The 22,255-nt window shown below is 72.5% G+C and carries 18 protein-coding genes; 10 read left to right on the top strand and 8 right to left on the bottom strand.

All coding sequences use genetic code 11. The annotated features are described in order from the left end of the window. The first annotated feature begins 104 nt into the window (after positions 1-104). Complete coding sequence (locus OG623_RS04390; RefSeq protein WP_406144444.1) at positions 105-995, top strand: arginase family protein; 891 nt, start codon at positions 105-107, stop codon at positions 993-995. 12 nt (positions 996-1,007) lie between these two features. Here OG623_RS04390 and OG623_RS04385 read toward each other — a convergent pair whose 3' ends face one another. The 3 genes from OG623_RS04385 to OG623_RS04375 all read right to left on the bottom strand — a co-directional run bounded on the left by OG623_RS04385 (position 1,008) and on the right by OG623_RS04375 (position 3,843). Then, positions 1,008-1,361 carry a VOC family protein gene (locus tag OG623_RS04385; RefSeq protein WP_406144443.1) on the bottom strand — a complete coding sequence of 118 codons (354 nt, stop codon included), beginning with the start codon at positions 1,359-1,361 and terminating at the stop codon, positions 1,008-1,010. 76 nt (positions 1,362-1,437) lie between these two features. Next, complete coding sequence (locus OG623_RS04380; RefSeq protein ID WP_406144441.1) at positions 1,438-2,247, bottom strand: class I SAM-dependent methyltransferase; 810 nt, start codon at positions 2,245-2,247, stop codon at positions 1,438-1,440. Between the two features lie 99 nt (positions 2,248-2,346). Further along, positions 2,347-3,843 (bottom strand): bifunctional phosphatase PAP2/diacylglycerol kinase family protein, encoded by a 1,497-nt coding sequence (locus OG623_RS04375; RefSeq protein WP_406144439.1) that lies wholly within the window; start codon positions 3,841-3,843, stop codon positions 2,347-2,349. Between the two features lie 224 nt (positions 3,844-4,067). On the opposite strand from OG623_RS04375, the gene OG623_RS04370 reads away from it, so the two are divergent. From OG623_RS04370 to OG623_RS04355, 4 genes are all read left to right on the top strand, one after another. Continuing rightward, the gene (locus OG623_RS04370; protein ID WP_406144438.1) at positions 4,068-4,841 is read left to right on the top strand and encodes an IclR family transcriptional regulator; all 774 of its coding nucleotides are present in this window, start codon (positions 4,068-4,070) and stop codon (positions 4,839-4,841) included. Next, positions 4,838-5,686, top strand: coding sequence for an SMP-30/gluconolactonase/LRE family protein (locus tag OG623_RS04365; RefSeq protein WP_406144436.1), 849 nt, complete (start codon positions 4,838-4,840; stop codon positions 5,684-5,686). The genes OG623_RS04370 and OG623_RS04365 overlap by 4 nt, the downstream gene beginning before the upstream one ends. Before the next feature lie 149 nt (positions 5,687-5,835). Then, positions 5,836-7,074: an aminotransferase class I/II-fold pyridoxal phosphate-dependent enzyme gene (locus OG623_RS04360; RefSeq protein ID WP_406144434.1), complete on the top strand. Its 1,239-nt coding sequence runs from the start codon at positions 5,836-5,838 to the stop codon at positions 7,072-7,074. Positions 7,075-7,113: 39 nt separating this feature from the next. After that, the gene (locus OG623_RS04355; RefSeq protein ID WP_406144432.1) at positions 7,114-8,139 is read left to right on the top strand and encodes an MBL fold metallo-hydrolase; all 1,026 of its coding nucleotides are present in this window, start codon (positions 7,114-7,116) and stop codon (positions 8,137-8,139) included. A 35-nt stretch (positions 8,140-8,174) separates the two neighbouring features. On the opposite strand, the gene OG623_RS04350 is transcribed toward OG623_RS04355, so the two are convergent. Together OG623_RS04350 and OG623_RS04345 are read right to left on the bottom strand one after the other, a co-directional pair. Beyond that, positions 8,175-8,795 carry a DedA family protein gene (locus tag OG623_RS04350; protein ID WP_406144431.1) on the bottom strand — a complete coding sequence of 207 codons (621 nt, stop codon included), beginning with the start codon at positions 8,793-8,795 and terminating at the stop codon, positions 8,175-8,177. After that, positions 8,792-9,568: an MBL fold metallo-hydrolase gene (locus tag OG623_RS04345; protein WP_406144429.1), complete on the bottom strand. Its 777-nt coding sequence runs from the start codon at positions 9,566-9,568 to the stop codon at positions 8,792-8,794. The genes OG623_RS04350 and OG623_RS04345 overlap by 4 nt, the downstream gene beginning before the upstream one ends. 239 nt (positions 9,569-9,807) lie before the next feature. Between OG623_RS04345 and OG623_RS04340 the strand changes: the two genes are divergently transcribed. Continuing rightward, on the top strand, positions 9,808-12,126 hold the full coding sequence (locus OG623_RS04340) for an alkaline phosphatase family protein (protein WP_406144428.1): 2,319 nt from the start codon (positions 9,808-9,810) through the stop codon (positions 12,124-12,126). An 11-nt stretch (positions 12,127-12,137) separates the two neighbouring features. Here the strand turns inward: OG623_RS04340 and OG623_RS04335 are convergent, their stop codons facing one another. The 3 genes from OG623_RS04335 to OG623_RS04325 all read right to left on the bottom strand — a co-directional run bounded on the left by OG623_RS04335 (position 12,138) and on the right by OG623_RS04325 (position 14,888). Continuing rightward, entirely contained in the window at positions 12,138-13,193 is a 1,056-nt protein-coding gene (locus OG623_RS04335; protein WP_406144426.1) for a LacI family DNA-binding transcriptional regulator, read from the bottom strand. Between the two features lie 8 nt (positions 13,194-13,201). Then, entirely contained in the window at positions 13,202-13,675 is a 474-nt protein-coding gene (locus OG623_RS04330; protein ID WP_406144424.1) for a DUF305 domain-containing protein, read from the bottom strand. Positions 13,676-13,955: 280 nt separating this feature from the next. Beyond that, positions 13,956-14,888, bottom strand: coding sequence for a DUF1996 domain-containing protein (locus OG623_RS04325; RefSeq protein ID WP_406144422.1), 933 nt, complete (start codon positions 14,886-14,888; stop codon positions 13,956-13,958). A gap of 239 nt (positions 14,889-15,127) precedes the next feature. On the opposite strand from OG623_RS04325, the gene ligA reads away from it, so the two are divergent. The 4 genes from ligA to OG623_RS04305 all read left to right on the top strand — a co-directional run bounded on the left by ligA (position 15,128) and on the right by OG623_RS04305 (position 22,215). Beyond that, positions 15,128-17,257, top strand: a complete 2,130-nt coding sequence (gene ligA, locus OG623_RS04320) for an NAD-dependent DNA ligase LigA (RefSeq protein ID WP_406144421.1) — start codon at positions 15,128-15,130, stop codon at positions 17,255-17,257. A 147-nt stretch (positions 17,258-17,404) separates the two neighbouring features. Continuing rightward, entirely contained in the window at positions 17,405-18,202 is a 798-nt protein-coding gene (locus OG623_RS04315) for a rod shape-determining protein (protein ID WP_406144419.1), read from the top strand. Between the two features lie 769 nt (positions 18,203-18,971). Beyond that, positions 18,972-21,290 (top strand): protein translocase subunit SecD, encoded by a 2,319-nt coding sequence (gene secD, locus OG623_RS04310; RefSeq protein WP_406144418.1) that lies wholly within the window; start codon positions 18,972-18,974, stop codon positions 21,288-21,290. Between the two features lie 181 nt (positions 21,291-21,471). Continuing rightward, positions 21,472-22,215: a YoaK family protein gene (locus OG623_RS04305; RefSeq protein ID WP_406144416.1), complete on the top strand. Its 744-nt coding sequence runs from the start codon at positions 21,472-21,474 to the stop codon at positions 22,213-22,215. Positions 22,216-22,255: the final 40 nt, after the last annotated feature.

The raw sequence follows: 22,255 nt of genomic DNA, 5'->3' as shown, positions 1-22,255 counted from the left end.
ACCCATGCGGGCGACAGCATGCCGCATCCACCGGCAGGGCCTGGCCCGAGCGTGTACTCAAAGGGCGTGGACGCGGGCCCGCCCGGGCGGCCAGGATGGGCCGTATGCGCACACGAGTGGTCCTCGACGCCCCTTCGAACCTCGGGCTGCGCCCTCCCGCGCCCGGCACCGTACCCGGCTGCTACAAGCTGGCCGGCGCACTGCGCGAGCACCGCATCGTCCAGCGGCTCGGGGCGTTCGAGGGCGGCGTCGTGGTCCCGCCGCGCTACGACCTCGGCGACTGGCAGGAGGGCGACGGGGTCTTCAACGCCGACGCCATCGCCCGCTACACCCGCACGCTCGCCGACCGTATCGAGGGGCACGTCAGGGCGGGCGAATTCCCTGTAGTCCTCGGCGGCGACTGCTCCATCCAGCTCGGAGCCACCCTCGCCCTGCGCCGCATCGGCCGGTACGGTCTCGCCGCGCTCGACGGATCGGCGGACTTCCGCCACCCCGGCAACAGCGACCGGATCGGCGCCGCCGGCGGCGAGGAACTGGCGCTCTCCACCGGGCGCGGACAGTCCGGTCTCACCGACCTGGAAGGGCTCGGACCGTATCTCAGGGACGAGGACATCCGGCTCTTCGGCATGCGGGACGACGACACGGACCGCGCCGAGATGACCGCGCTGAAGATCTCCCACGCGACGGTGGGGGAGATCAGGGACCGTGGGCCGGACGACGTCGCCCGCGCCGTGGTGCAGTCCCTGGAGGTCCCCGTGCTCGACGGCTTCTGGGTCCACCTCGACGCCGACGTGCTCGACCCGAGCGTGATGCCCGCCGTCGACAGCCCCGACGACGGCGGACTCTTCCCCGACGAACTCGCCACGCTGCTGCGCCTGCTCATCGGCTCACGCGGCTGCGTGGGGCTCAACGTGACGATCTACGACCCGGACCTCGACCCCGACGGCACGGCCGGCGCACTGCTCACCGACCTGGTCGTCGGCGCCTTCGCCTGAGGGGTGCCCGGATCAGGAGGACACGTTCCGGTCCACATATTCGAAGACCGAGCCGTCCGGGTGGAGCGCGATCAGATTGCGGCCGGCCGGGGAGGGCACCGGGCCCGCGATGACCCTCGCGCCCACCCGTGTCAGCGCCGTGTATGCCTCGTCGACGTCCTTGACCGCTATGGTCGCCGACACCTTGCGCAACACCTCGAGCTGCGACTCGGGACCGCTCATCAGCAGAAAGCAGCCGATCGCCGCGACCGAGACCCCGCCGCGCTCGAAGCGCTGCGCCGGAGTGCCGGTCAGGCCCTCGTAGAAGGCCACCGCGGCCTCCAGGTCGTCGACACAGATACGCAGCGTGGTTCCCAGGATCTCCATGCCCACGAGGGTAGTTGCCGACTCCGCCGGATGTGATCGGTTCCCCCGCCCCGGGGTCTGTCGTCAAACTGCCGGATCACGCCCGGCAGAGCACCTCGCCGTGCGGGACCATGAACCATGCGTCGGGCTCCTCGCCCCACGCCCGCCAGGCGTCCGCGACCGCCGTCAGCTGCCCCGCGCTCGCGTGCCCGCCGTCCACCGCCAGCTCCGCGTACACCGAGGCGGTCGTACGCTCCGCCCACAGGCCGCTCCACCAGGCGCGGTTCTCCGGGGTGGCGAAGCACCAGGCCGCCGCGGTCGGGGTGATGTCGCTGAAGCCCGCCTGCCGCGCCCAGGACAGCAGCCTGCGCCCGGCGTCGGGTTCGCCGCCGTTCGCTCGGGCCACCCGGTGGTACAGCTCCAGCCACTCCGGCAGCCCGGGCACCTCCGGATACCAGGCCATCGCCCCGTAGTCGCTGTCACGGGCCGCGACGATGCCGCCCGGCCGGCAGACCCGCCGCATCTCGCGCAGGGCCTGCACCGGATCGCTGACGTGCTGGAGCACCTGATGGGCGTGGACCACGTCGAAGGAGTCGTCGGGGAAGTCCAGGGAGTGGACATCCGCGGTGGCGAACTCCACGTTGTCCACGCCGCGTTCGGCGGCGTTTCGGGCCGCACGCTCCAGGATGCCGCTGCTCGAGTCGACCGCGGTCACCCGGCCGGGCGCCACCAGCGCGGCGAGGTCCGCGGTGATGGTGCCCGGCCCGCAGCCCACGTCCAGGACCGCCTGGCCGGGGCGGAGTTCACTGATCAGATAGGCCGCGGAATTGGCGGCCGTCCGCCACTGGTGCGAGCGCAGCACCGACTCGTGGTGGCCGTGGGTGTAGACAGCGGATTCCTTCGGCATGGCCGTACGTCCTCTCTCGGACCTCAGTCGCAGGCGATGGAACGACGGTACGCCGCAATGTCGGATCCTGAGATAGGTGTCTCACCATGCGGTCTTACCTCATACCGGCATCGGGCAGTACGCCGTCAGCGCTTCGGGCAGCTTGTCGATCGTCAACTCCGTCCCCGAGTGGGCCACTTCGCCGTCGAAGGCGTACGGCGTCCCCGGGGTGAGCCCGGCGATCCGCACCCTGCGGCGGCGTACCGCCGCATGGACGGGTGACCGGCTCAGCGGTCCGGCGACCGCGGCGGCGAGCAGCCGGAGCCCCGGCGTGCGGCCACCGTGCACCACACGTACGTCCAGCAGTCCGTCCGCGAGATTGTGGCGGCGGCCCGGAGTCGGGCCCACCCGCTGGAACAGTCCGTTGCCCACGAAGAGCAGCCACAACGGCCGCCGCTTCCCCTGGAGTTCGGCCGTCAGGGGGCGGGATCCGCGCAGCGCCTCGAAGGCCGCGAGCACCCCGGCGGGCCAGCCGCCGATCCGGGGCGCCCAGCGTTCCCTGGTCTGTACGAGCTCCGGATACACGCCCAGGCTGAAGGCGTTGAGGAAGTAGCCGTGGGCCCCGTCCGGCCCCTGCGGCCCAGGACGGAAGCGCCCCAGGTCGACCCGGACCGCGTCGCCGGCGGTGAGAGCCGCAGCCGTGTCCTGCACGGTCTCGATGCCGAGGTCGTACGCGAAGTGGTTGAGGGTGCCGCCGGGGAACACGGCGAGCGGCAGGCTGTGGACCGCTGCGACGGCCGCCGCCATGTTGACCGTGCCGTCGCCCCCGCAGACGCCCAGTGCCTTGCCCTGCTGTGCCGCCTTCTCCAGGCATCCCTGAAGATCGGCGGGCGCGCACTCCACGGTCTCGGCGAGCGGCAGGGCCTCGCGGATCACGCCCGCGGTCGCGGTCGCCGAGCCGGACTCCCGGTTGACGACCACCACCAGATCCTTGCCCGCGGGCAGTGCGGGAGCATCGGCCGGCGGCCGTCCAGGGGCGGGCAGCTGCCCACGGGTGGGTACGACGCCGCGCAGCGCGAACGCCGCCCCGACGCCGAGCACCGCACCGGCCGCCACATCGCTCGGATAGTGGACCCCGGTGTAGACACGGGACGCGGCCACCGCCAGCGCCACCGGGGCGACGACCGCACCCCAGCCCTTGGACTCCAGGGCGACGCCGGTCGCGAAGGCCGCCGCGGACGCCGCGTGTCCGGAGGGGAAGGAGGTGGTGAAGGGCTGCCGCTTCAGCCTCCGTATGACCGGCACCAGATCCACTATCGGGCGCTCCCTGCGCACCGCGCCCTTGCCCACGGTGTTGATCGCGGCCGAGGCGACCGCCAGCGAGGCGATCCCGCGCAGCGCCGCTCTGCGGGAGCGGGCGCTGGAGCCCAGCGCCGCCATGCCCGCCGCGGCCCCGAACCACAGCAGTCCGTGGTTGGCGCTGCGGCTCAGCCGTGGCAGTACGGGCTCGGCGCCGGGCCAGTGTCTTTCGGCCACGCGCTGGAACGCGGCAAGGTCGCGCTGGTGGAGCCAGGCCCGCCAGCGGCCGGGAGAGGGAGTACTGCTCGTTGTCGACATGGGACAGCGAATACCCTGCGACCGGGCCGTGAACCAGGAGGCGCGCACGGTGAGACCCGTCCAACCCCGGCGGCCCTTGATGAATCGGGTGGTATGCGGGGAATTCGCCTGCTCCTGCCCACTCCGTCAAGCCGAAGGCGTTGCCCCGACAAGTTCCGGGCCGCTAGCCTGCGTTCGTGATTCCGGTCATTGACCGGAGTGTCGAACGGGATTGGCGGACGATCATGGGACGACTCGTCCCTGCGGTGACCAGGGCGCTGGATGTTCTCGAACTCTTCCTCCAGGGCGAGGGGACCCTCTCCGCCCCCGAGATCACCCGCAAGCTCCAACTGCCGCGGACCACGGTGCACGAACTGCTCACCACGCTCGCCGCACGGTCCTACCTGGTCACGGTCCCGGAACAGCCCGGCCGCTACCGGCTCGGCGTACGCACCTACCAGCTCGGCAGCCGCTACGCCGAGCAGCTGGACCTCGCGGCCGAGGGCCAGCAGGTCGCCCGCGAGGTGGCCGAGAACTGCGGTGAGACGGTCCATGTGGCGATCCTGGAGGGCGCCGAGGTCATCTACATCGCCAAGGTGGACTCCACCCATGCCGTCCGCATGGTCTCCGCCGCCGGCCGCAAGCTGCCCGCCCACTGCACCTCCGTGGGCAAGCTGCTGCTGGCCGCGCTCCCGGAGGCGGAGCTCGACGCCAGGCTCGACGGACGCGAGCTCGTTGCCATGACCGACAACAGCCTCACCGACGCCACGGAGCTGCGCGAGGCGCTCGCCGTCGTCCGCAAGCGGGGCATCGCGGTGGAGCACCGCGAGTCGAACCCGGATGTGAGCTGTGTCGCCGCGCCTGTCAGGGACCGGTCGGGACGAGTCGTCGCCGCGCTCTCCATCTCGGCGCCGATGATCCGCTGGAGCGAGGAGCGCGAGGCGGAACTCGCGCAGCTCGCGGCGGGCGGCGCCGATGCGCTGTCCGGCCGTCTCGGACACCACAGGCCCCAGATATGAGGCGCACTCCCGAAGTGGCGGTGCGTGAGCGGGCCGAGCTGGGTGAGGGCCCCACCTGGGACCCGGCTACGGGGCGGCTCATCTGGGTCGACATCCTCTCGGCCCGCGTCCACACCTACGACCCGTCGACCGGCCGCCGTACGGTCATGGCCACCGGCCAGCACGTCGGTGCGGCGAAGCCCCGGGCAGGCGGCGGCCTCGTGACCGTCCTGCGGGACGGAGTGGGGCTGTACGACGCCGAAGGCGCCTTCTCCTGGCTGGTCCACGACCCCGTGACCGGACGCCGGGGCAACGACGCGGCGGTGGCACCGGACGGCGCTCTCTGGGCGGGCACCATGCGCTACGACGAGGCGACCGGGGGCGGCACCCTGTCCAGGGTCGCCCCGGACGGCACGGTGAGCCCGGTCCTGGACGCGGTGACGGTCAGCAACGGCACCGGATGGAGCCCGGACGGCCGGCTCATGTACTACATCGACACCCCCACGCGGCGGATCGACGTCTTCGACGTGGAGGGCGAGCGGGTCCTGAACCGGCGCCCCTTCGCAGCCGTCGAGGAGGGGGCAGGGTGGCCCGACGGGCTGACGGTCGACGCCGACGGCTGTGTGTGGGTCGCCTTCTGGGACGGCGCGGCGATCCGGCGCCACACCCCCGACGGCCGGGTGGACCGGGTCGTGGACCTGCCGGTGCGGCGTCCCACCGCCTGCGCGTTCGGTGGTCCCGGCCTCCGCGACCTGTACGTGTCCACAGCCCGGACGGGCCTGGACTCCCCGCATCCGCTGTCGGGCTCCCTGCTCGTGCTGCCGGACGCGGGACAGGGCCTTCCCGGGACACCGTTCGCCGGCTGAACGGGCGGGGCGCGGGCGGGGGCGTGTGGCGCGGGTGCCGGGGGGAGTGTCCCCGGCACCTTCCGGATGCGGTGCGCGGGCGGAGCCCGGGGAACCTCCGTATAAACGTATGAAGGGGCCCGGGTGCGACGCAGGAGGGAGGCCCCGGGATGCAGTGGAGCGAGCGGGAGCGGCCCCGCACTCCCGGGGAGGACCACGGCCAGGTCCGTTACGGGCCGCCGGCACCCGACCCGGGCCTTCCCGTGCTGCCCGAGCTGGCCGGCGTACTGGCCGCGTCGGCAGCGCGGACCCGACCGGAACCGCCCGGTGGCGGAACGATCCTCCGCGAGGCGGCCGCCGCCTACTGGGAGCGGCGCGGCCTGCACGGCGGGCCCGAGGGCATCGCGGCGGCCCCCGGCGTGCAGCCCCTCCTGCTCGCACTGATCGCCGCGTACGGCGGCGATGTGCTCATGCCCCGGCCCTGCCCCGCCACCTGGATGCCGCAGGCGCGACTGCTGGGCCGGCCCGCCTACCACGTACCGACGCCCGCCGAGTGCGGCGGCATCCCCGACCCGTACGCCCTGCTGGAGACCGTGCGCAGGGTCCGCACCGAGGGCGGCAGGCCCCGGCTGCTCCTGATCTCCGTGGCCGACGACCCCACCGCGACCCTCGCCCCGCCCGAGCTCGTCCGTGAGGCCTGCGAGGCGGCGGTCTCCGAAGGGCTGCACATCGTCAGCGACGAGACCTGGCGCGACACCCTGCACCGCCCCCAGGACACCGTTCTGCTCAGCCCGGCCGAGATGTGTCCCGACGATGTCACCGTCCTGTCCGACCTGGCCGGCGCCCTCACCCCGTCCGCCTGGCCGGTCGCCGTCGCACGCTTCCCCGCCACCGCGCGCGCCGGCGCGCGCCGCGCCCGTGTCCTCGACATCCTCACCGCGCTGGGCGCCCTCGTCGCCGAGCCGGTCGCCAGGGCGGCCGCCCACGCACTGGGCGAGCCCGAAGCCGTCACGGCCAGGATCCGGCAGGCGGCGCACCTCCAGGGCCATGTCGCCTCCGCCGCCCACCGTGCCGTGCTCACCGTCGGCGCGCTGGCCAGGCCGCCCCAGGCGGGCCGCCATCTCTACGCGGATCTCGGACCGCTGCGGGCCCGGCTCGCGGCCCGCGGCGTCACGGACTCCATGGAGCTGGAGGAATACCTGACACGACGTCTCGGCGCCCCCGCCCCCGGCGGGCACCGGTTCGGGGACGAGCTCGGGGCGCTACGGGTGCGCCTGAGCACCGGACCGCTGCTCGGCTCAACCCCGGAGGAGCAGACGGAGTCCCTCACTGCGGTGGAGCCCTTGAAATTGCCGCATGTCGCCCGAGCCCTGAGCATTTTCGCAGCAGCCCTCGATGAACTCCGATGACGAACTCCGACGACGAACTCCGATGACAGGAGCCTCTCGATGACGGAACAGACCGAGCGTCCGTCCGCCGGAGCCGGCCACGCGCCGGCAGGCCCTGCCGTCGCAGCTCCGCGCCGCCTCGGCGAGCTGCGGACCTGGCCCCGCAGTTTCGCCGACCGGCTCACCGCGCCGCTTCCGGGTGTCAGGGGCATGACCCGCCTGGCCAGAGAGCGCGCCATGCGGCCCAACGCCGAGGGACTCCGGGGCGTGCACCGGCTGCCGTACGCCCCCCAGCCGCTGCCCGTCACGGGCCGGGACACGGTGGCCGTGACCTGGGCCGGGCACGCCAGTTGGATCATCAGCATCGGCGGACTCACCGTCCTCACCGACCCCGTCTGGTCCCGGCGCATCCTGGGCACCCCCGCGCGGATCACCCCCGTCGGAGTCCCCTGGGAGGCGCTGCCGCCCGTCGACGCCGTCCTGATCAGCCACAACCACTACGACCACCTGGACGCCCCCACCCTCCGCAGGCTCCCGAGGAACACCCCCTTCCTCGTCCCCGCCGGTCTCGGCCGCTGGTTCAGGCGCCGCCGCTTCACCCATGTCACCGAGCTCGACTGGTGGGAGGCGGTGGAACTGGGCGGCGTCCGCTTCGACTTCGTGCCCTCCCACCACTGGTCCAAGCGCACCCTCCTGGACACCTGCCGGTCACTGTGGGGCGGCTGGGTGCTCGGCGACACACAGGGCCGACGGCTCTACTTCGCGGGGGACACCGGTTACGGCCACTGGTTCGGGGAGATCGGCCGCCGCTATCCGGGCCTGGACCTCGCGATGCTGCCGATCGGGGCGTACGAACCGCGCTGGTGGCTCTCGGACGTGCACACCGACCCCGAAGAGGCCGTGCAGGCGTACGAGGACCTCGGGGCCCGCGCGATGGCCCCCATGCACTGGGCGACATTCCTGCTCTCCGCCGAACCCGTCCTCGAACCGCTGACCCGGCTCCGTACGGCCTGGCAGCGCGCCGGACACCCGCGCGCCGACCTCTGGGATCTGCCGGTCGGCGCCTCACACGTACTGGAAGCCTGACCGTGTCCGGCCGCCGCACCCGCCTTCCGGGCTCCTCAGTCGGCCATACGGGCCCGCAGCCGCCGCCACAGCGCCGGCGTCCCGCTGATCAGCAGCGTCAGCACCACCGCGGCGAGCACGCCCTCCCACGGCTCGTCGAACAGCGAACCGCCCAGGATCCCGATCAGCTGGTACGTCGCCGCCCAGGCCAGACACGCGGGCACATCGCCCCGGGCGAACTGCCGCAGCGGCAGCCGGCCGAGCAGACAGGCCAGCATCACCGGTATCCGCCCGGCCGGCACCAGCCGGGACAGGACCAGCACCACGGTGCCGTGGTCGTCCAGCTTCTGCTGCGCCTGCGCGAGCCGCTCCGGAGCGGCCCTGCTGGTGATGGCCTCCAGCCACTTCGAACCGTTGCGGGACCGCACCCCCCGCTGCCCCAGCCAGTACAGGCATATGTCTCCCAGGAACGCCGCGCCCGACGCCACGGCGAACACGAAGAGCAGGGCGAACGGTGACGTCTGGTGCAACGTCACCACGGCCGCCGTACTCACCAGCGCCCCCGTCGGCACCACAGGCACCAACGACCCAAGCGCCACGAGCAGGAACAACGACGGATAGCCGACGGCCTGCTGCGTCGACTCCGTCGGCAGCTGCCCCAGCACTTCCTCTATCACCTACGGGCCTCCGGCCTCACATGCTCGCCGTGCCCGAGCCGGTGCACCGTCACTTCCGGTGCCACCCGCGCCGCCTCCCGCACGAATTCGTCGCCCGGCGCGTGGAACTCGTGCGGCTTGACCCCGTCCATCCCGATCGGCCAGTACGTGCCGTAGTGCACCGGCACCGCGGACCTCGGCTCCAGCAGGGTCAGCGCCCGTGCTGCGCGGGCCGCGTCCAGATGGTGGTCGCCCAGATTGGGCCCCCAGCCGCCGACCGGCAGCAGCGCCACGTCCACCGGCCCCACGGCACCGGCCATGCCGTCGAAGAGCCCGGTGTCCCCGGCGAAATACGTACGGGCCTCGCCCTCGACGACGTATCCGAGAGCGGGCACCCGGCGCGGGCCGACCGGCAGCCTGCGCCCGTCGTGCAGCGCCGGAACCGCGCGGACCAGGACCTCGCCCACCCGCACCACGTCCCCGGGGGCGACCTCGGAGATCCGCAGCCCGCGCACCCGGCGCAGCAGCCTGAGGCCGGGCACGGCCCCGACGGCGCCGCGGGGCACGATCAGCAGGCTGCCGGGGGCGAGACGGGTCAGGGAGGGGAGATGCAGATGGTCGGAGTGCAGGTGGGAGATGAGGACGGCGTCGGCGACCGCGGCCTCCGGCGGCGGTACCTCGCCCCGGCGCCGGCGCAGATGCGCGAAGCGCCGTGCGAACAGTGGATCGGTCAGTACCCGGACGCCGGAGTCCTCGATCGTGCAGGTGGCATGACCCCACCAGGTGACCTCCACCGACCTGCCTCCTCCTGCCCGTATCCGAACCCGCAGCCGCACCCGCGCCCGTACTCGTACGAGGGTATGCGGTCCGCGCCCCTCCCACGCCGGAGTGCTCCTTCACACGTCCGTGCGCGTGGCCGTGCGCGGTTACGGATGGCTACCGTGGGACAGCCCTCAGGGGTGTGGTCGGCATCCGAGGCCGAGAGGGCTGTGACAGGCTTGACGCGGGCCCATGACGAACGGCGGGTCCGGACATGAGGTGGAACGGCGTGAATGACGAGCGGTGGCGTAGAGCGGGAGGAGCCGTCCTACGCGTGATCGCGGTATGGGCCGTCTCCACGCTCACCATGCTGGCGCTGGCGGGGATCCTGCCCGACTTCAGGCTCCAGGCCGAGGACGGCGACACCATCACGAGGACCGCCTTCACCGCGGCCTGGGGCGCGGGCGCCTTCGGTCTGCTGTCCGCCCTGGTGTGGCCCGTGCTCGTCAGAGCACTGCTCATCGTGCCCGCCCTGGTGCTGGGCGCCCTCGTCTTCTTCCTCAACGGCTCACTGCTGCTGATCGCCCTGCGGCTCATCCCCGACGGACGCGGGGACGCCAACCCGGAGACCGCCGTCGTCGTCGCGGCCGTCATGTCGGCCGTCGCCTCCGCGGCCTCCACCGCCCTCGCCGTCCGTGACGACGACGCCTACCGGCGAAGACTCTCCCGCCTCGCCGACCGTCGCCGCAGGCGCAGCGGCACGCCGCGGAGCGCGGACGGCGGCCGTGGCGGACCGCCCGGAATCGTGTTCGTCCAGCTCGACGGTGTGGGCCACGACGTACTGGAACAGGCGGCGGCCGACGGCCTCATGCCGACCGTCGCCGGCCTGCTCGCCGACGGCGCCGGCCACCGGCTCACCCCGTGGACCACGGACTGGTCGAGCCAGACCGGCGCCAGCCAGCTCGGCATCCTGCACGGCAGCAACTTCGACGTGCCGGCCTTCCGCTGGTTCGAGAAGGAGACCGGCACCGTCATGGTCTCCAGCAGACCGGCGAGCGCCCTCGAACTGCAACGCAGGGCCATCGCCCGCACCCATGACGGCGGCCTGCTCACCGTCGACGGAGCGAGCCGCGGCAACCTCTTCAGCGGCGGCGCCGACCAGCTCGCCCTGGTCCTGTCGATGGCCGCGAGGCGCGGCAAGGGACGCCGCTCACGCGCCGGCTACTTCGCCTACTTCTCCGACCCGGCCAACGCGGTCCGCACCGCCCTCTCCTTCGTCGCCGAGGTCGGCCGCGAGATCTGCCAGTCCGTCCGGGCACGGGTGCGCAAGGAGTCGCCCCGGGTCAAGCGCGGTGGGCTCTACCCCTTCATCAGGGCCTTCGCGACCGTCGTCGAACGCGATGTGGTGGTCGCCGCGGTGATCGGCGACATGTTCGCGGGACGCACCGCGGTCTACGCCGACCTCGTCGCCTACGACGAGGTCGCCCACCACTCGGGGCCGCACAGCAGGGACGCGGAGAAGGTCCTGACACGGCTCGACCGCTCGCTCGGCCTCATCCTGAAGATCGCCGACCACACACCCCGCGACTACCGGATCGTCCTGCTGTCCGACCACGGCCAGAGCCCGGGGGAGACCTTCGCCGGGCAGTACGGCCTCACCCTCAAGGACCTCGTACGGGCCGGCTGCGGGCTGCCCGTGCCCCGTCGTGCGCAGCGCACCCGCAGCGCGTCGGAGGCCCGCGACGCCGTGCGCATCGCACTGCACCGGCCCGTCGCCGGGGAGCAGGAGGCCGAGCACCCGGAGGCCGAGCCGTCCGATCCGGTGGTGCTCGCCTCCGGGAACCTCGGCCTGCTGTCCTTCCCCGACATCGAGGGACGGGCGACGCGCGAACAGATCGACCACCGTTACCCCGCGCTGCTCGGTACGCTCGCCGCCCACCCGGGGATCGGCTTCCTGCTCGTGCGGAGCCGGCGGCACGGGTCGGTGGTACTCGATCGGGGCGGCGCGGAGATCCCGGTGGCGGAGCTGACGGACGGGGAAGGACCGCTGGCGGTCTTCGGGCCCGGCGCGGCGGACGCCGTGCGACGGACCGACGGCTTCCCGCACGTCGCGGACGTCATGGTCAATTCGATGTACGACCCCGGGACCGGCGGCGTACACGCCTTCGAGGAGCAGATCGGATCGCACGGTGGCCTCGGCGGCGAACAGTCGCGGCCGTTCCTGCTGTGGCCCCGTACGCTCACGGACCCCCTGGACGCTCTGGCGGCGGAGACCCCGCGCGAGGCGCCGGCCGGCATCCGACCGCCGGGTCTTGTGGGTGCGGAGGCCGTGCACGGGGTGCTGGCCCGCTGGCTGCGGGAGCTGTCCGGGCCGCAGGTGCCGCTGCGGCAGGAGGGCTTCACCGGGGCGATGCGGGCGGACGTACCCTTCCCCGGCGGACCGGCCGATACCGGTGTCCCCGTCGGCCGGGCCGAGGCTCCCGCTCGCCGGGCCGACGCCGAGGTCCCTGTTCGCCGCGCCGACACAGAGGCCCCCGTCCGCCGCGCCGACGCCCAGGACTCCGGCGACGCGGTGTCCGGCCCGCGCGGCTGAAGCCTCCGGCGTCAGGCGGACTCGCGTCGTATCAGCGTCGGATGGAAGACCACCGAAGGTGCGGGGCCTGCGCCCGGTGTGCTGATCTGCTTCAGGACGAGCCTGGCCATCTCGGAGGCCATCTCCTCCACCGGCTGGCGTACGGTCGTCAGCGGCGGATCGCAGGCCACCGCCGCGTGGCTGTCGTCGAAACCCACCACCGCCACGTCCCCCGGCACGTCCTTGCCCGCCCGCAGCAGCACCGGCAGGGCGCCCAGCGCCATCAGGTCGGATGCGAAGAACACGGCGTCCAGATCCGGCCGTTCCCGCAGCAGCTGCCGCATCGCCGAGGCACCGCCGGACTGGGTGAAGTCCGCCTCTGCGGTCACCACGTCCCTGACGCCGTGCTGTTCCAGCGCGTCCAGGAAACCGGTCAGACGCACCTGGCCCGCCGGCATGTCCTGGGGGCCCGCGACCGTACCGATGCACCGCCGTCCGAGGCCCGCGAGGTGGTCGGCCGCCATCTGAGCGCCGGCCCGCTGGTCCGCCTCGACATAGGTGAGCGGCGAGGGCCGTCGGGGCCGGCCTGACACCACGGCGGGCAGCCGGGTGTCGTGGATCAGCCCGGGCAGCGGGTCGTCGGCGTGCGAGGAGATCAGCACCACCCCGTCGACGTGCCCCTGGCGCAGATACGACAGCAGCTGGTCGCGGGAGGCCTGGTCGTCGACGAGCATCAGCACCATCTGGATCCCGGCGGGGCGCAGGACGTCCATCAGTCCGGCGACGACGCGCCCGAAGTGCGGGTCGGAGAACATCCGGCCGATGAACGGCTCGGACACCGGGCGCCGTTCACGCTCGGACACCACCAGGGCGACCGAATCGGTCCGCCGCGTCACCAGCGAGCGCGCCGCGCGGTTGGGGACGTAGCCCGTGGTGACCACCGCCTCCTCCACGACGCGCCGCAGCGCGGGATCCACGGTGGTCGCACCGTTGATCACACGGGACACCGTCGCCCGCGAGACGCCCGCCACCGCGGCCACGTCCTCCAAGGTGGCTGGGCGTACGGGGGGCGACACGTCGGCAGTCATGCCCCTCTTTATACCGGGTGATCCCCCGGGCAGGCGAAGGGTTCGGGCACGTCAGCGGCCTGGGCCGCGCACAGGGCCGTCAGGGTGGCCAGTTGCCTCCCACGGGCGGTGGCGAGTGTCTGTGCACGAGCTGTGGCCTCCGGGCGCGTGCCCGCCGTCGTCTCGGAGCGGGAGACCTGCTGCGACTGGCGCAGATGGTCGTGGATCTGCGTCACCAGCAGGCGGTCGAAGGCCGCCCCCTCGGCCGTACGGGCGTCCTGGAGGTCCTGGGCCGTCACCATGCCGGGCATGTCGTGCCCCTTGTGCACATCGGTCTCCGGCAGTCCCATCCGGTCCCGCAGCCCCCGCAGTTCCGCCAGTTCGGCTGCCTGGGCGGTCCGCAGACGGGCAGCCCAGGGCGGGAGCCGGGGATCGGAGGCCTTCTTGCCGGCCAGGTCCAGCAGGGTCACGGCTCCCTCGTCCATCGGGATCATCAACTGCACCCAGGCGGAGTCCGTCGGGTCCCCGGAGGGGGAAGCAGGGTCCCCGGAGGGGGAAGCGGGGTCCACGGAGGGGGAAGACCCGGCCGTCGTACGCGAAGGTACGGGCCGGGAGTCCGTGGGGCGTTCTCCGTCCGGGGCGCATGAGGTGAGGACGGTGAGCAGGAGAAGCAGTGCTGCTGTGCGACGAGCCGGCATCGGCGGGTGATCCCTTGCACGAGGGCGCCTGCCCGGGCCTCAGGGGCTCGGACAGGCACCGGTGGACATGAACCGACCGGATCTCTCAGGGGGTGCCGTCGGCACCGCACTTGACGATGGCGTTGATGCAGTCGCGCACCCGCTGCGCCATCTCTTCCTCGGGCCATACGTTGAAGAAGTCACCGTGCATCGTGTATCCGGCCCCCGAAGCCAGCCGGAAGTTCGACGAGTCACCGTTCACCGGATAGCGCATGACCTGACGCAGCTTCGGCACCGCGACCGGATGGGTCGACGGGCAGCCGCCGTCCACCGGGTAGGCCATGTGGCTCTTGTGGTCGGCCGAGTCGAGATCGGTGCCGTTCCAGCACTGCGGGAAGTCGAGGTAGCTCTCCAGCATCGATCCCTCGGGGCAGTTGACGAAGTCGTGGGACGGGTTGACCTCACCGGCGTGCAGGCAGGACCAGCGCGAGATGGTGTTGTCGTCGGGCCCGGTGGCCACGGCGTTGCCCGCGACGATCCGCAGTCCGCGGGGCAGTGGCTGGATGTCACGGATGACGTCGTCCCGTACGCCCTCGCCGAGGTAGTAGAAGGTGGTTCCTGTGGGCTCCACCACCTTGTCGCCGTCGTACAGCGTGGGAGTCCAGTACGACGACAGGTCGATGTCGGGCGAGCAGGTGGTGCGGCCCCCCTCCAACGAGGTCAGGTCGGAATGGGCGTTGGTGGAGTCGTTCCCGAAGAAGCTGTGCATGTGCGAGGCGCCCGGCAGATCGGGGAACACGATCGGGTCGTCGGGGGCGCTGTGTGTGTAGGGGCACTCGGCGACGAATTCGGCGACCTTGACCACGTCGGCCGCCGCCTTCGCCTCGGGCCGCGCGCCCTGGTCACCCGCCGCGTTGCCCACATTGGCCTGGATGAAGGACAGGGCGAGCGCGGCGGCCGCCAGCCCTGCGATCCGGTAGCGCCACGGTGGCAGGGATCTGCGTCCGCGGTGTTCGGTCGTACGTCTGTTGAAGAGCACGGCACTCCTGTTCCGGGGAAGTGGGGGGTCCCCTGACCGGTCGTCCGGAGAGGGGAGAGAGCGCTCTCTCGATGAAAGTAGAAGTGTGAAGTAAGCATGTCAAGACTCTGCGCAGGGCCCTCAACTACCTGCTATTTGAACGAATTTAGGGGTCCGGATCATGGGAGAGCGCTCTCTCATCGGGAGGCTCAGGTCGTCGTCACGGGGCGTTGTCAGTGGTGCACGGCAGGATGGTGCCCATGACGACGAACTCAGCTGGTGTGCTCGCCGACAGCGCCGCCTACGCGGCTGCGGTGGAAGAGGCCGGACGTGCTGCCGCCGCGTATTACACCGCGGGTGAGAGCGCGCTCGACGACGACGCGTACGACCGCCTCGTGCGCGGGATCGCGGCCTACGAGGCGGAGCACCCGCAGGAGGTGCTGGACGCCTCACCGACGGGGAAGGTCGCGGGCGGTGCGGCCTCGGGGGATGTGCCGCACACCGTCCCGATGCTGTCGCTGGACAATGTGTTCTCCGCGGAGCAGTTCGTCAGCTGGACGGCATCCGTGGAGCGGCGGATAGGCAGGCCGGTCGCGGCCTGGAGCGTGGAGCCCAAGCTCGACGGTCTCGCGGTTGCCGCGCGGTACCGGCAGGGCCGTCTGGATCAGCTGATCACCCGGGGAGACGGGACGGCGGGCGAGGACGTCTCGCACGCGATCGGGACGGTGCTCGGCCTGCCCGGGCGGCTCTCCTCTCCCGTCACCCTGGAGGTGCGCGGCGAGATCCTCATGACGGACGGGCAGTTCGAGCAGGCCAACGCGGTGCGCACGGAGCACGGCGCGGCCCCCTTCGTCAATCCGAGGAACGGCGCGGCGGGCACCCTCCGGGCCAAGGACCGTCCGTATCGCGTGGAGATGACCTTCTTCGCGTACGGGGCACTCGCGCTGCCCGGACCCGGCGAGCCTGCGGCCCTCTCGGGGCTCCCGCACAGCGAGGTCCTGGAGTACGTCGCGGGCCTCGGCGTGCACACCGCCGCTGACACAGCTGTCGCGCCGCGCAGCGTCACCACGGTCGAGGAGGTGCAGGCCGGGGTCGAGGACATCGCGGGGCTGCGCGCCTCACTGCCGTTCGGCATCGACGGCATCGTGATCAAGGCCGACCTGGCGGCCGACCAGCGCGACGCGGGATCGGGGACCCGGGCGCCACGCTGGGCCATCGCCTACAAGCTCCCGGCCGTGGAGAAGATCACCCGGCTCATCGGCGTCGAGTGGAACGTCGGCAGGACCGGCATCATCGCGCCGCGCGCCGTGCTGGAGCCCGTCGAGATCGACGGCTCCACCGTCGGCTACGCCACCCTGCACAATCCGGCCGACATCACCCGCCGCGATCTGCGCCTGGGCGACCATGTGATGGTCTACAAGGCGGGTGACATCATCCCCCGGATCGAGGCCCCGGTCGCGCATCTGCGGACGGGGGAGGAGCGGCCGGTCGAATTCCCCGAGGTCTGCCCGCAGTGCGGGTCGGAGATCGACATGAGCGAGCAGCGCTGGCGCTGCACCCGTGGCCGCGACTGCCGGCTGGTCGCCTCCATCTCCTATGCGGCCGGCCGTGATCAGCTGGACATCGAGGGGCTCGGTGCCACCCGGGTCGTGCAGCTCGTCGAGGCGGGTCTCGTCCAGGACTTCGCCGATCTCTTCACCCTGGAGCGGGACCGGCTGCTCGCCCTGGAGCGGATGGGGGAGACCTCCACCGACAATCTGCTGGCGGCCGTCGAGGTGGCCAGGACCCGGCCGCTGTCCCGGGTCTTCTGCGCCCTCGGTGTGCGCGGCACCGGTCGCTCCATGTCCCGGAGGATCGCCCGCTACTTCGCCTCGATGGACCGGATCGTCGCCGCCGACGCGGAGGAGTTGCAGAAGGTCGACGGAATAGGCAAGGAGAAGGCGGCGGCCGTCGTCACCGAGCTGGCGGAACTGGCGCCGCTGATCGGCAAGCTGGTGGCCGCAGGCGTCAACATGACGGAGCCGGGAGCGACTCCGCCGCCGGAGCCGGGAGCCGAGCCGGAGGGCGGGGTCGGGCAGGAGGACGGGGCGGAGCAGGAGGGCGGCGAGGGGGGCCGACCGGGGGATGGTCTGCCGCTGGCCGGAATGACCGTGGTGGTCACCGGCGCCATGACCGGAGCCCTGGAGAGCCTCTCGCGCAATCAGATGAACGAGCTGATCGAGCGGGCCGGCGGGAAGTCCTCCTCCAGTGTCTCCAAGCGCACGAGTCTGCTCGTCGCCGGGGAGAAGGCCGGATCCAAGCGGACCAAGGCCGAGGACCTGGGGGTCCGGATTGCCGTGCCGGAGGAGTTCGCCGAGCTCGTCGAGAGTTTCCTGTCCGTGGACGCGTAAAAGGCATGTGCGGGTGCATGCCTTGGAATTGCCAAGGGAGTGGCTTTTCGATCCTTTGTATTGCATAGTGAGGGCTCGATCATGCCTCGCTATCAGCGGTCGATAACCAGTGGCGGCTGTGGCGGCAGACCCGAGGGTGAGGGCCCGATGCGTGCTTCGTGTGACGGCCGGCGCCGTGGCCGGCCGCCCGTCAGGGGACTCGCCATCGACCTGGGCAGCTCCGGGACCCGTGCCTGGGTCCCGGGACGGGGCCTCCTCCCAGGGGGCACCGCGGGCTGGGAGGAACACGCCGGCCGGCCGGTCCGGCGGGGGCGTATCGTCGACGCGGCCTCCTGCGCGGGACTGCTGGGCCGCCTCGCCGACACCGCGCTGGGCGACCACCGGCAGGACAGCGTGATCGTGCTCAGCCACCCGGTCCTGGCAGGACGCGAACACCGCACGCTGGCGGGGGAGCTCCTCGCGGCTCTCGGCGCCTCCGGCGCCGTGGTCGTCAACAGCGCCAGCGCGGTCGCCGCGTGTGCGGGACCGCTGGGCGGCGGGCCGGTGCTGGTCGTCGACATGGGCGCCGAACTCACCGAGGTCGCCCTGCTCGTGGACGGGAAGGTCGTCGACGCCCGCCAGGCCGACGCGGGACTCAGCGATCTCGACCCCAGGTCGCTGCCCGCCGAACTCGTCCGCAGCGTCCTGGATATGATCACGTCCATGTGGCGTGAGGACCAGCACGGTGCGGTGCGCGGAGCGTTGCGCCGTGGCCCCGTGCTCACCGGCGGCGGAGCGCTTCGCCGCGATGTCACCGACCTGATCGAGGGCTGCCTCGGCGTGCCGGTGCGCATCGTCGCCGACCCCGCGACCGCGGTCGTACGGGGCGCCGCGCTGATCCTGGACTCCGTCCTGGACCGCTCCGGTGAAGGCGCGGTCTCCCTCCGCCCGGTCCGGCTGAGGTGAGCCCCCTCCCGGGGGCTCCCCGGGGGAACGCGCCCCCGAGGGCACCGCACCGCACACGACCGCACCGCACAGGGCCACGCGGCACACCACCGGGCGGCACACCGACGCACCCGCGTCCTACGCCGACGCCCCGCACACCGACGCACCACGCGCGGCACCTCCTTGCCGCGCTGCTGCTCACGGTCCTGACTCTGCTCGGCGGCGCACCGGCGGCGGCCGGGGCGGCACTTCCGGTGCCGCGCCCCGGCGCCATGCCCGGTGCCGGTTCCGCCGCATCCGCGTACGCCGCCGGTTCGGCCGCATCCGCGTTCGCCACCGGTTCCCCAGCCCTGGCCGGAGCCCCGGCCGCAACCGCTGCCCGCGCCGCCGGTTCCGCCGTACCTGCCTACTCGGCCGACTCGCCCTCTCAGCTCTCAGGGCCGACCGCGAACGCCCGGCAGGTTCTGGCCTGGTGGGCGGAGGCCGTCCCCCTGCCAGGGCCTCGTGCGGGCGCGGACCGCCCGCACGCCCCGCCTCATGTTCCCCCGCCCGGCCACGGTGCCCTGCCGCCACGCCCGCAGGGCCTTCCGTCACCCCGGGGCATCGCCCCGGGGGCTGCGGACGCCGGGTCCCTCGTCGTCGTACGCGTGTGGGCGGCCCTGCCGGGAGTGCGCGGTCCGCCAGAGGTGAAGGCCGCCCGGACGGCCCCTCATCGGCCCCGTTCACCCGAACCGTCGCCCCGCCCTTCCCACTGAGGCCAGGGCGGACGACGCCCACTCAAGGGGATCCCATGACTCGCGCCACCACGGTGCGAGCGGTTCTGGCTGCCGCCGTTCTGCTCGTCTCCGTGTTCATCACGCTGACCATGTCACCCAGACTCGGCCTCGACCTCCAGGGCGGCACCCGGATGGTGCTCCAGGCCAAGGACTCCGACACCGCGAAGGCGGACCGGGAGAGTACCGACCGCACTCTGGAGGTGCTGCGGCAGCGCATCGACTCCCTCGGCGTCGCCGAACCCGTCCTGACCCGCTCGGGGGAGGACCGGATCATCGTCGAACTGCCCGACGTGCAGGACCCGCGCCAGGCGGAGGAAGTCATCGGCAGGACCGCCCAGCTGAGCTTCCACGCCGTCCAGGGTCCAGGAACCGAGGAACAGAAGGACGGGGAGGCCGGCTCGGCCGAGGAAGGGCCGACGCTCCCCGACGAACAGGGCGGCCTCCTCGACCTCGGCCCCTCGCGGCTCTCCGGCGCGGGCGTCAAGGACGCCGCCGCGAACTTCGACCCCCAGCAGGGCACGGGCTGGAGCGTCTCGCTGGACTTCCAGAAGGACGCGGGCAAGAAGTGGACGGAGCTGACCGGCGAAGCCGCGTGCAACCCGGCCGGTGACGAACGGCGCCGCGTCGCGATCGTCCTCGACGGCAAGGTCATCTCCTCGCCGCAGGTCTCGCCCTCGGTCGGCTGCGAGGTCGGCCTGCCCTCGGCGTCCACCCAGATCACCGGCTCGTTCAGCGCCGACGAGGCACGCGACCTCGCCCTGCTCATCAAGGGCGGCGCACTCCCCGTACCCGTCGAGATCGTGGAGCAGCGGACCGTCGGCCCGACGCTCGGGGCAGCCGCGATCGACGCCAGTGCCCAGGCCGCGCTGATCGGCGCCGCGGCCACGGCTCTCTTCATCACCTTCATGTACCGGCTCTTCGGAGCGCTCGCCGCACTCGCTCTCGCCGCCTACGGAGTGATCTCGTACGCCGCGCTCGTCGGCCTGGGTGTCACCCTGACCCTGCCGGGTCTCGCCGGCTTCGTCCTCGCCATCGGGATGGCGGTCGATGCGAACGTCCTTGTCTTCGAGCGGGCCCGCGAGGAGTACGTGGACCGGGGGAAGGGTTCGCTGCGCACCGCGATGAGCGCCGGATTCCGTGGCGCCTGGAGCGCCGTCGCCGACTCCAACGTCACCACACTCATCGCCGCCGGCCTGCTCTTCTTCCTCGGGTCCGGGCCGGTCAAGGGCTTCGGAGTCACCCTTGCCATCGGTGTCCTGGTCTCGATGTTCTCCGCGCTCGTCATCGCCCGGGCGCTCACCGAGATCGCCTCGGGGTCCCGGTTCGTCAGCGACTACCGGGGCGTCAACGGCATCGCCAGGCCGGGCCGCGTCCGTACCTGGCTGAACGCACGCGACCCCCAGCTGTTCCGGTCGCCGCGCCGTTGGCTGATGGTGTCCACCGCCCTCGTACTCGTCGCCGTGACCGGCATCCTCGTGCGCGGTATCGACCTGGGGGTCGATTTCACCGGCGGGCGGCTGGTGGAGTACTCCACCAGCCGCCCCGTCGACGTCGAGGCCGCCCGGGACGCCATCGCCGCCGCGGGCTTCACCGACGCCGAGGTCACCACGGCGGGCGAGAACGACCTCTCGGTGCGCACCGGCGACCTGGACAACGACGGGGAGCACGCCCTGCGGGCCGCGCTGGCCGAGGAGGGCGGCGAGGCCACCAAGGTGCGCGACGAGCTGATCGGGCCGAGTCTCGGCGACGAGCTGCGGCGCAACGCCCTGATCGCCCTGGGCGTGGCGGTGCTGGTGCAACTCGCCTATCTCGCGGCCAGGTTCCGCTGGACGTTCGCGGTGGCCTCGGTCGGGGCCCTGATCCACGACGTCATCGTCCTGGTGGGCGCCTTCGCCTGGCTCGGACGCCCCGTCGACGGGATCTTCCTGGCAGCCCTGCTCACCGTCATCGGCTACTCCGTCAACGACTCCGTGGTGGTGTTCGACCGGGTACGGGAGCTGTGGGCCAAGAACCGGCGCGCCCCGGTCGGCGACGTGGCCAACCGCGCCGTCCTCCAGACCGTCCCGCGCACCATCAACACGGGGATGGGCGCCCTGTTCATCCTGGTCGCCCTCGCGTTGCTGGGCGGGGACTCGCTGGGGGACTTCGCGCTCGCCCTCCTCATCGGCATCTGCGTGGGGACGTACTCCTCGGTGATGACCGCCGTACCGGGGGCGCTCCTCCTGGAGCGCAGCAGCAAGGCCCCGCCGCCGGCCCGTAAGCGGGCCCCGGGGCGCGGGAAGGCAGCCGCACGGACACGCAGGGACCCGGCAGACAACGGGGCGCGCGTGTAGGACCGCCGTTCGGATGAGGCCGGATCAGGCTGGATCCGGCCTGATCAGGCCGGACGAGGCAGGACCCCGGCCTCATCGCGCCGGGTGGGACAGCTGCCGTCCCACCCGGCGCGTACGGAGAGCACGAGGACCGGGCTGCGGCACAATCCGGATCACATCGAGTGATCGGAGTGTGCCGCTCATGGCCGCCGTGCTGCGTGAGGCCCGGGACACACTCGTCCCGGACATGCATGGGCCGCACGGTCCGCTGCCGCCGCTGATGCTGGTCCTGACGGTGCTCACCGGACTGGTCGACGCGTTCAGCTATCTGCTCCTCGGGCATGTCTTCGTCGCCAACATGACGGGCAACGTCGTCTTCATGGGCTTCGCCTTCGCGGGCGCGGCGAGCTTCTCGACGCTCGCCTCGGTGGTGGCGCTCGCATCGTTCGTGGCCGGGGCCCTGATGGGTGGCCGCGCAGTCCACCGGGTCAGGGCGCACCGGGGACGGCAGTTGCAGCACGCGGCCCTCATCGAGACCGCGTTCGTCGCCGCCGCGATGACCGTCGCGCTGATCTCGGGCGGACCGTACACCGGGGGTGTCCGCTTCACGCTCATCGCGCTGCTGGGCTTGGGGCTCGGTGTGCAGAACGCCTCGGTCAGGGCGCTCGCCGTACCCGACCTCACCACGACGGTGGTGACCCGCACGCTCACCGGGGCCGTGGCCGACAGCCGGCTCGCCAAGGGGCCCGGCAGTCAGGCGGGGCGCCGCGTCCTGTCAGCCGCCGCCCTGCTGCTGGGAGCCTTCCTCGGAGCCCTGGTCCTGCTGAACGCGCACCCGGTGCTGCCGTTGGTCCTTGCCGTGGCCGTCCTGGCGGTCGTGAGCGTGGGGGCGAGCCTGCTGGCCCGGAGCGACGCGCCCTGGACGCGGCCGTCCGACGAGGGGTGAGCCGGGGCCTGCCCGTCGTGTCAGGCGGGACAGGCGGGGT

It is taken from the genome of Streptomyces sp. NBC_01012, from assembly GCF_045162755.1.
GTDB lineage: Bacteria > Actinomycetota > Actinomycetes > Streptomycetales > Streptomycetaceae > Streptomyces.
Note: the sequence above shows the minus strand (reverse complement) of the source record. Positions and strands in the feature narration are given on the sequence as shown.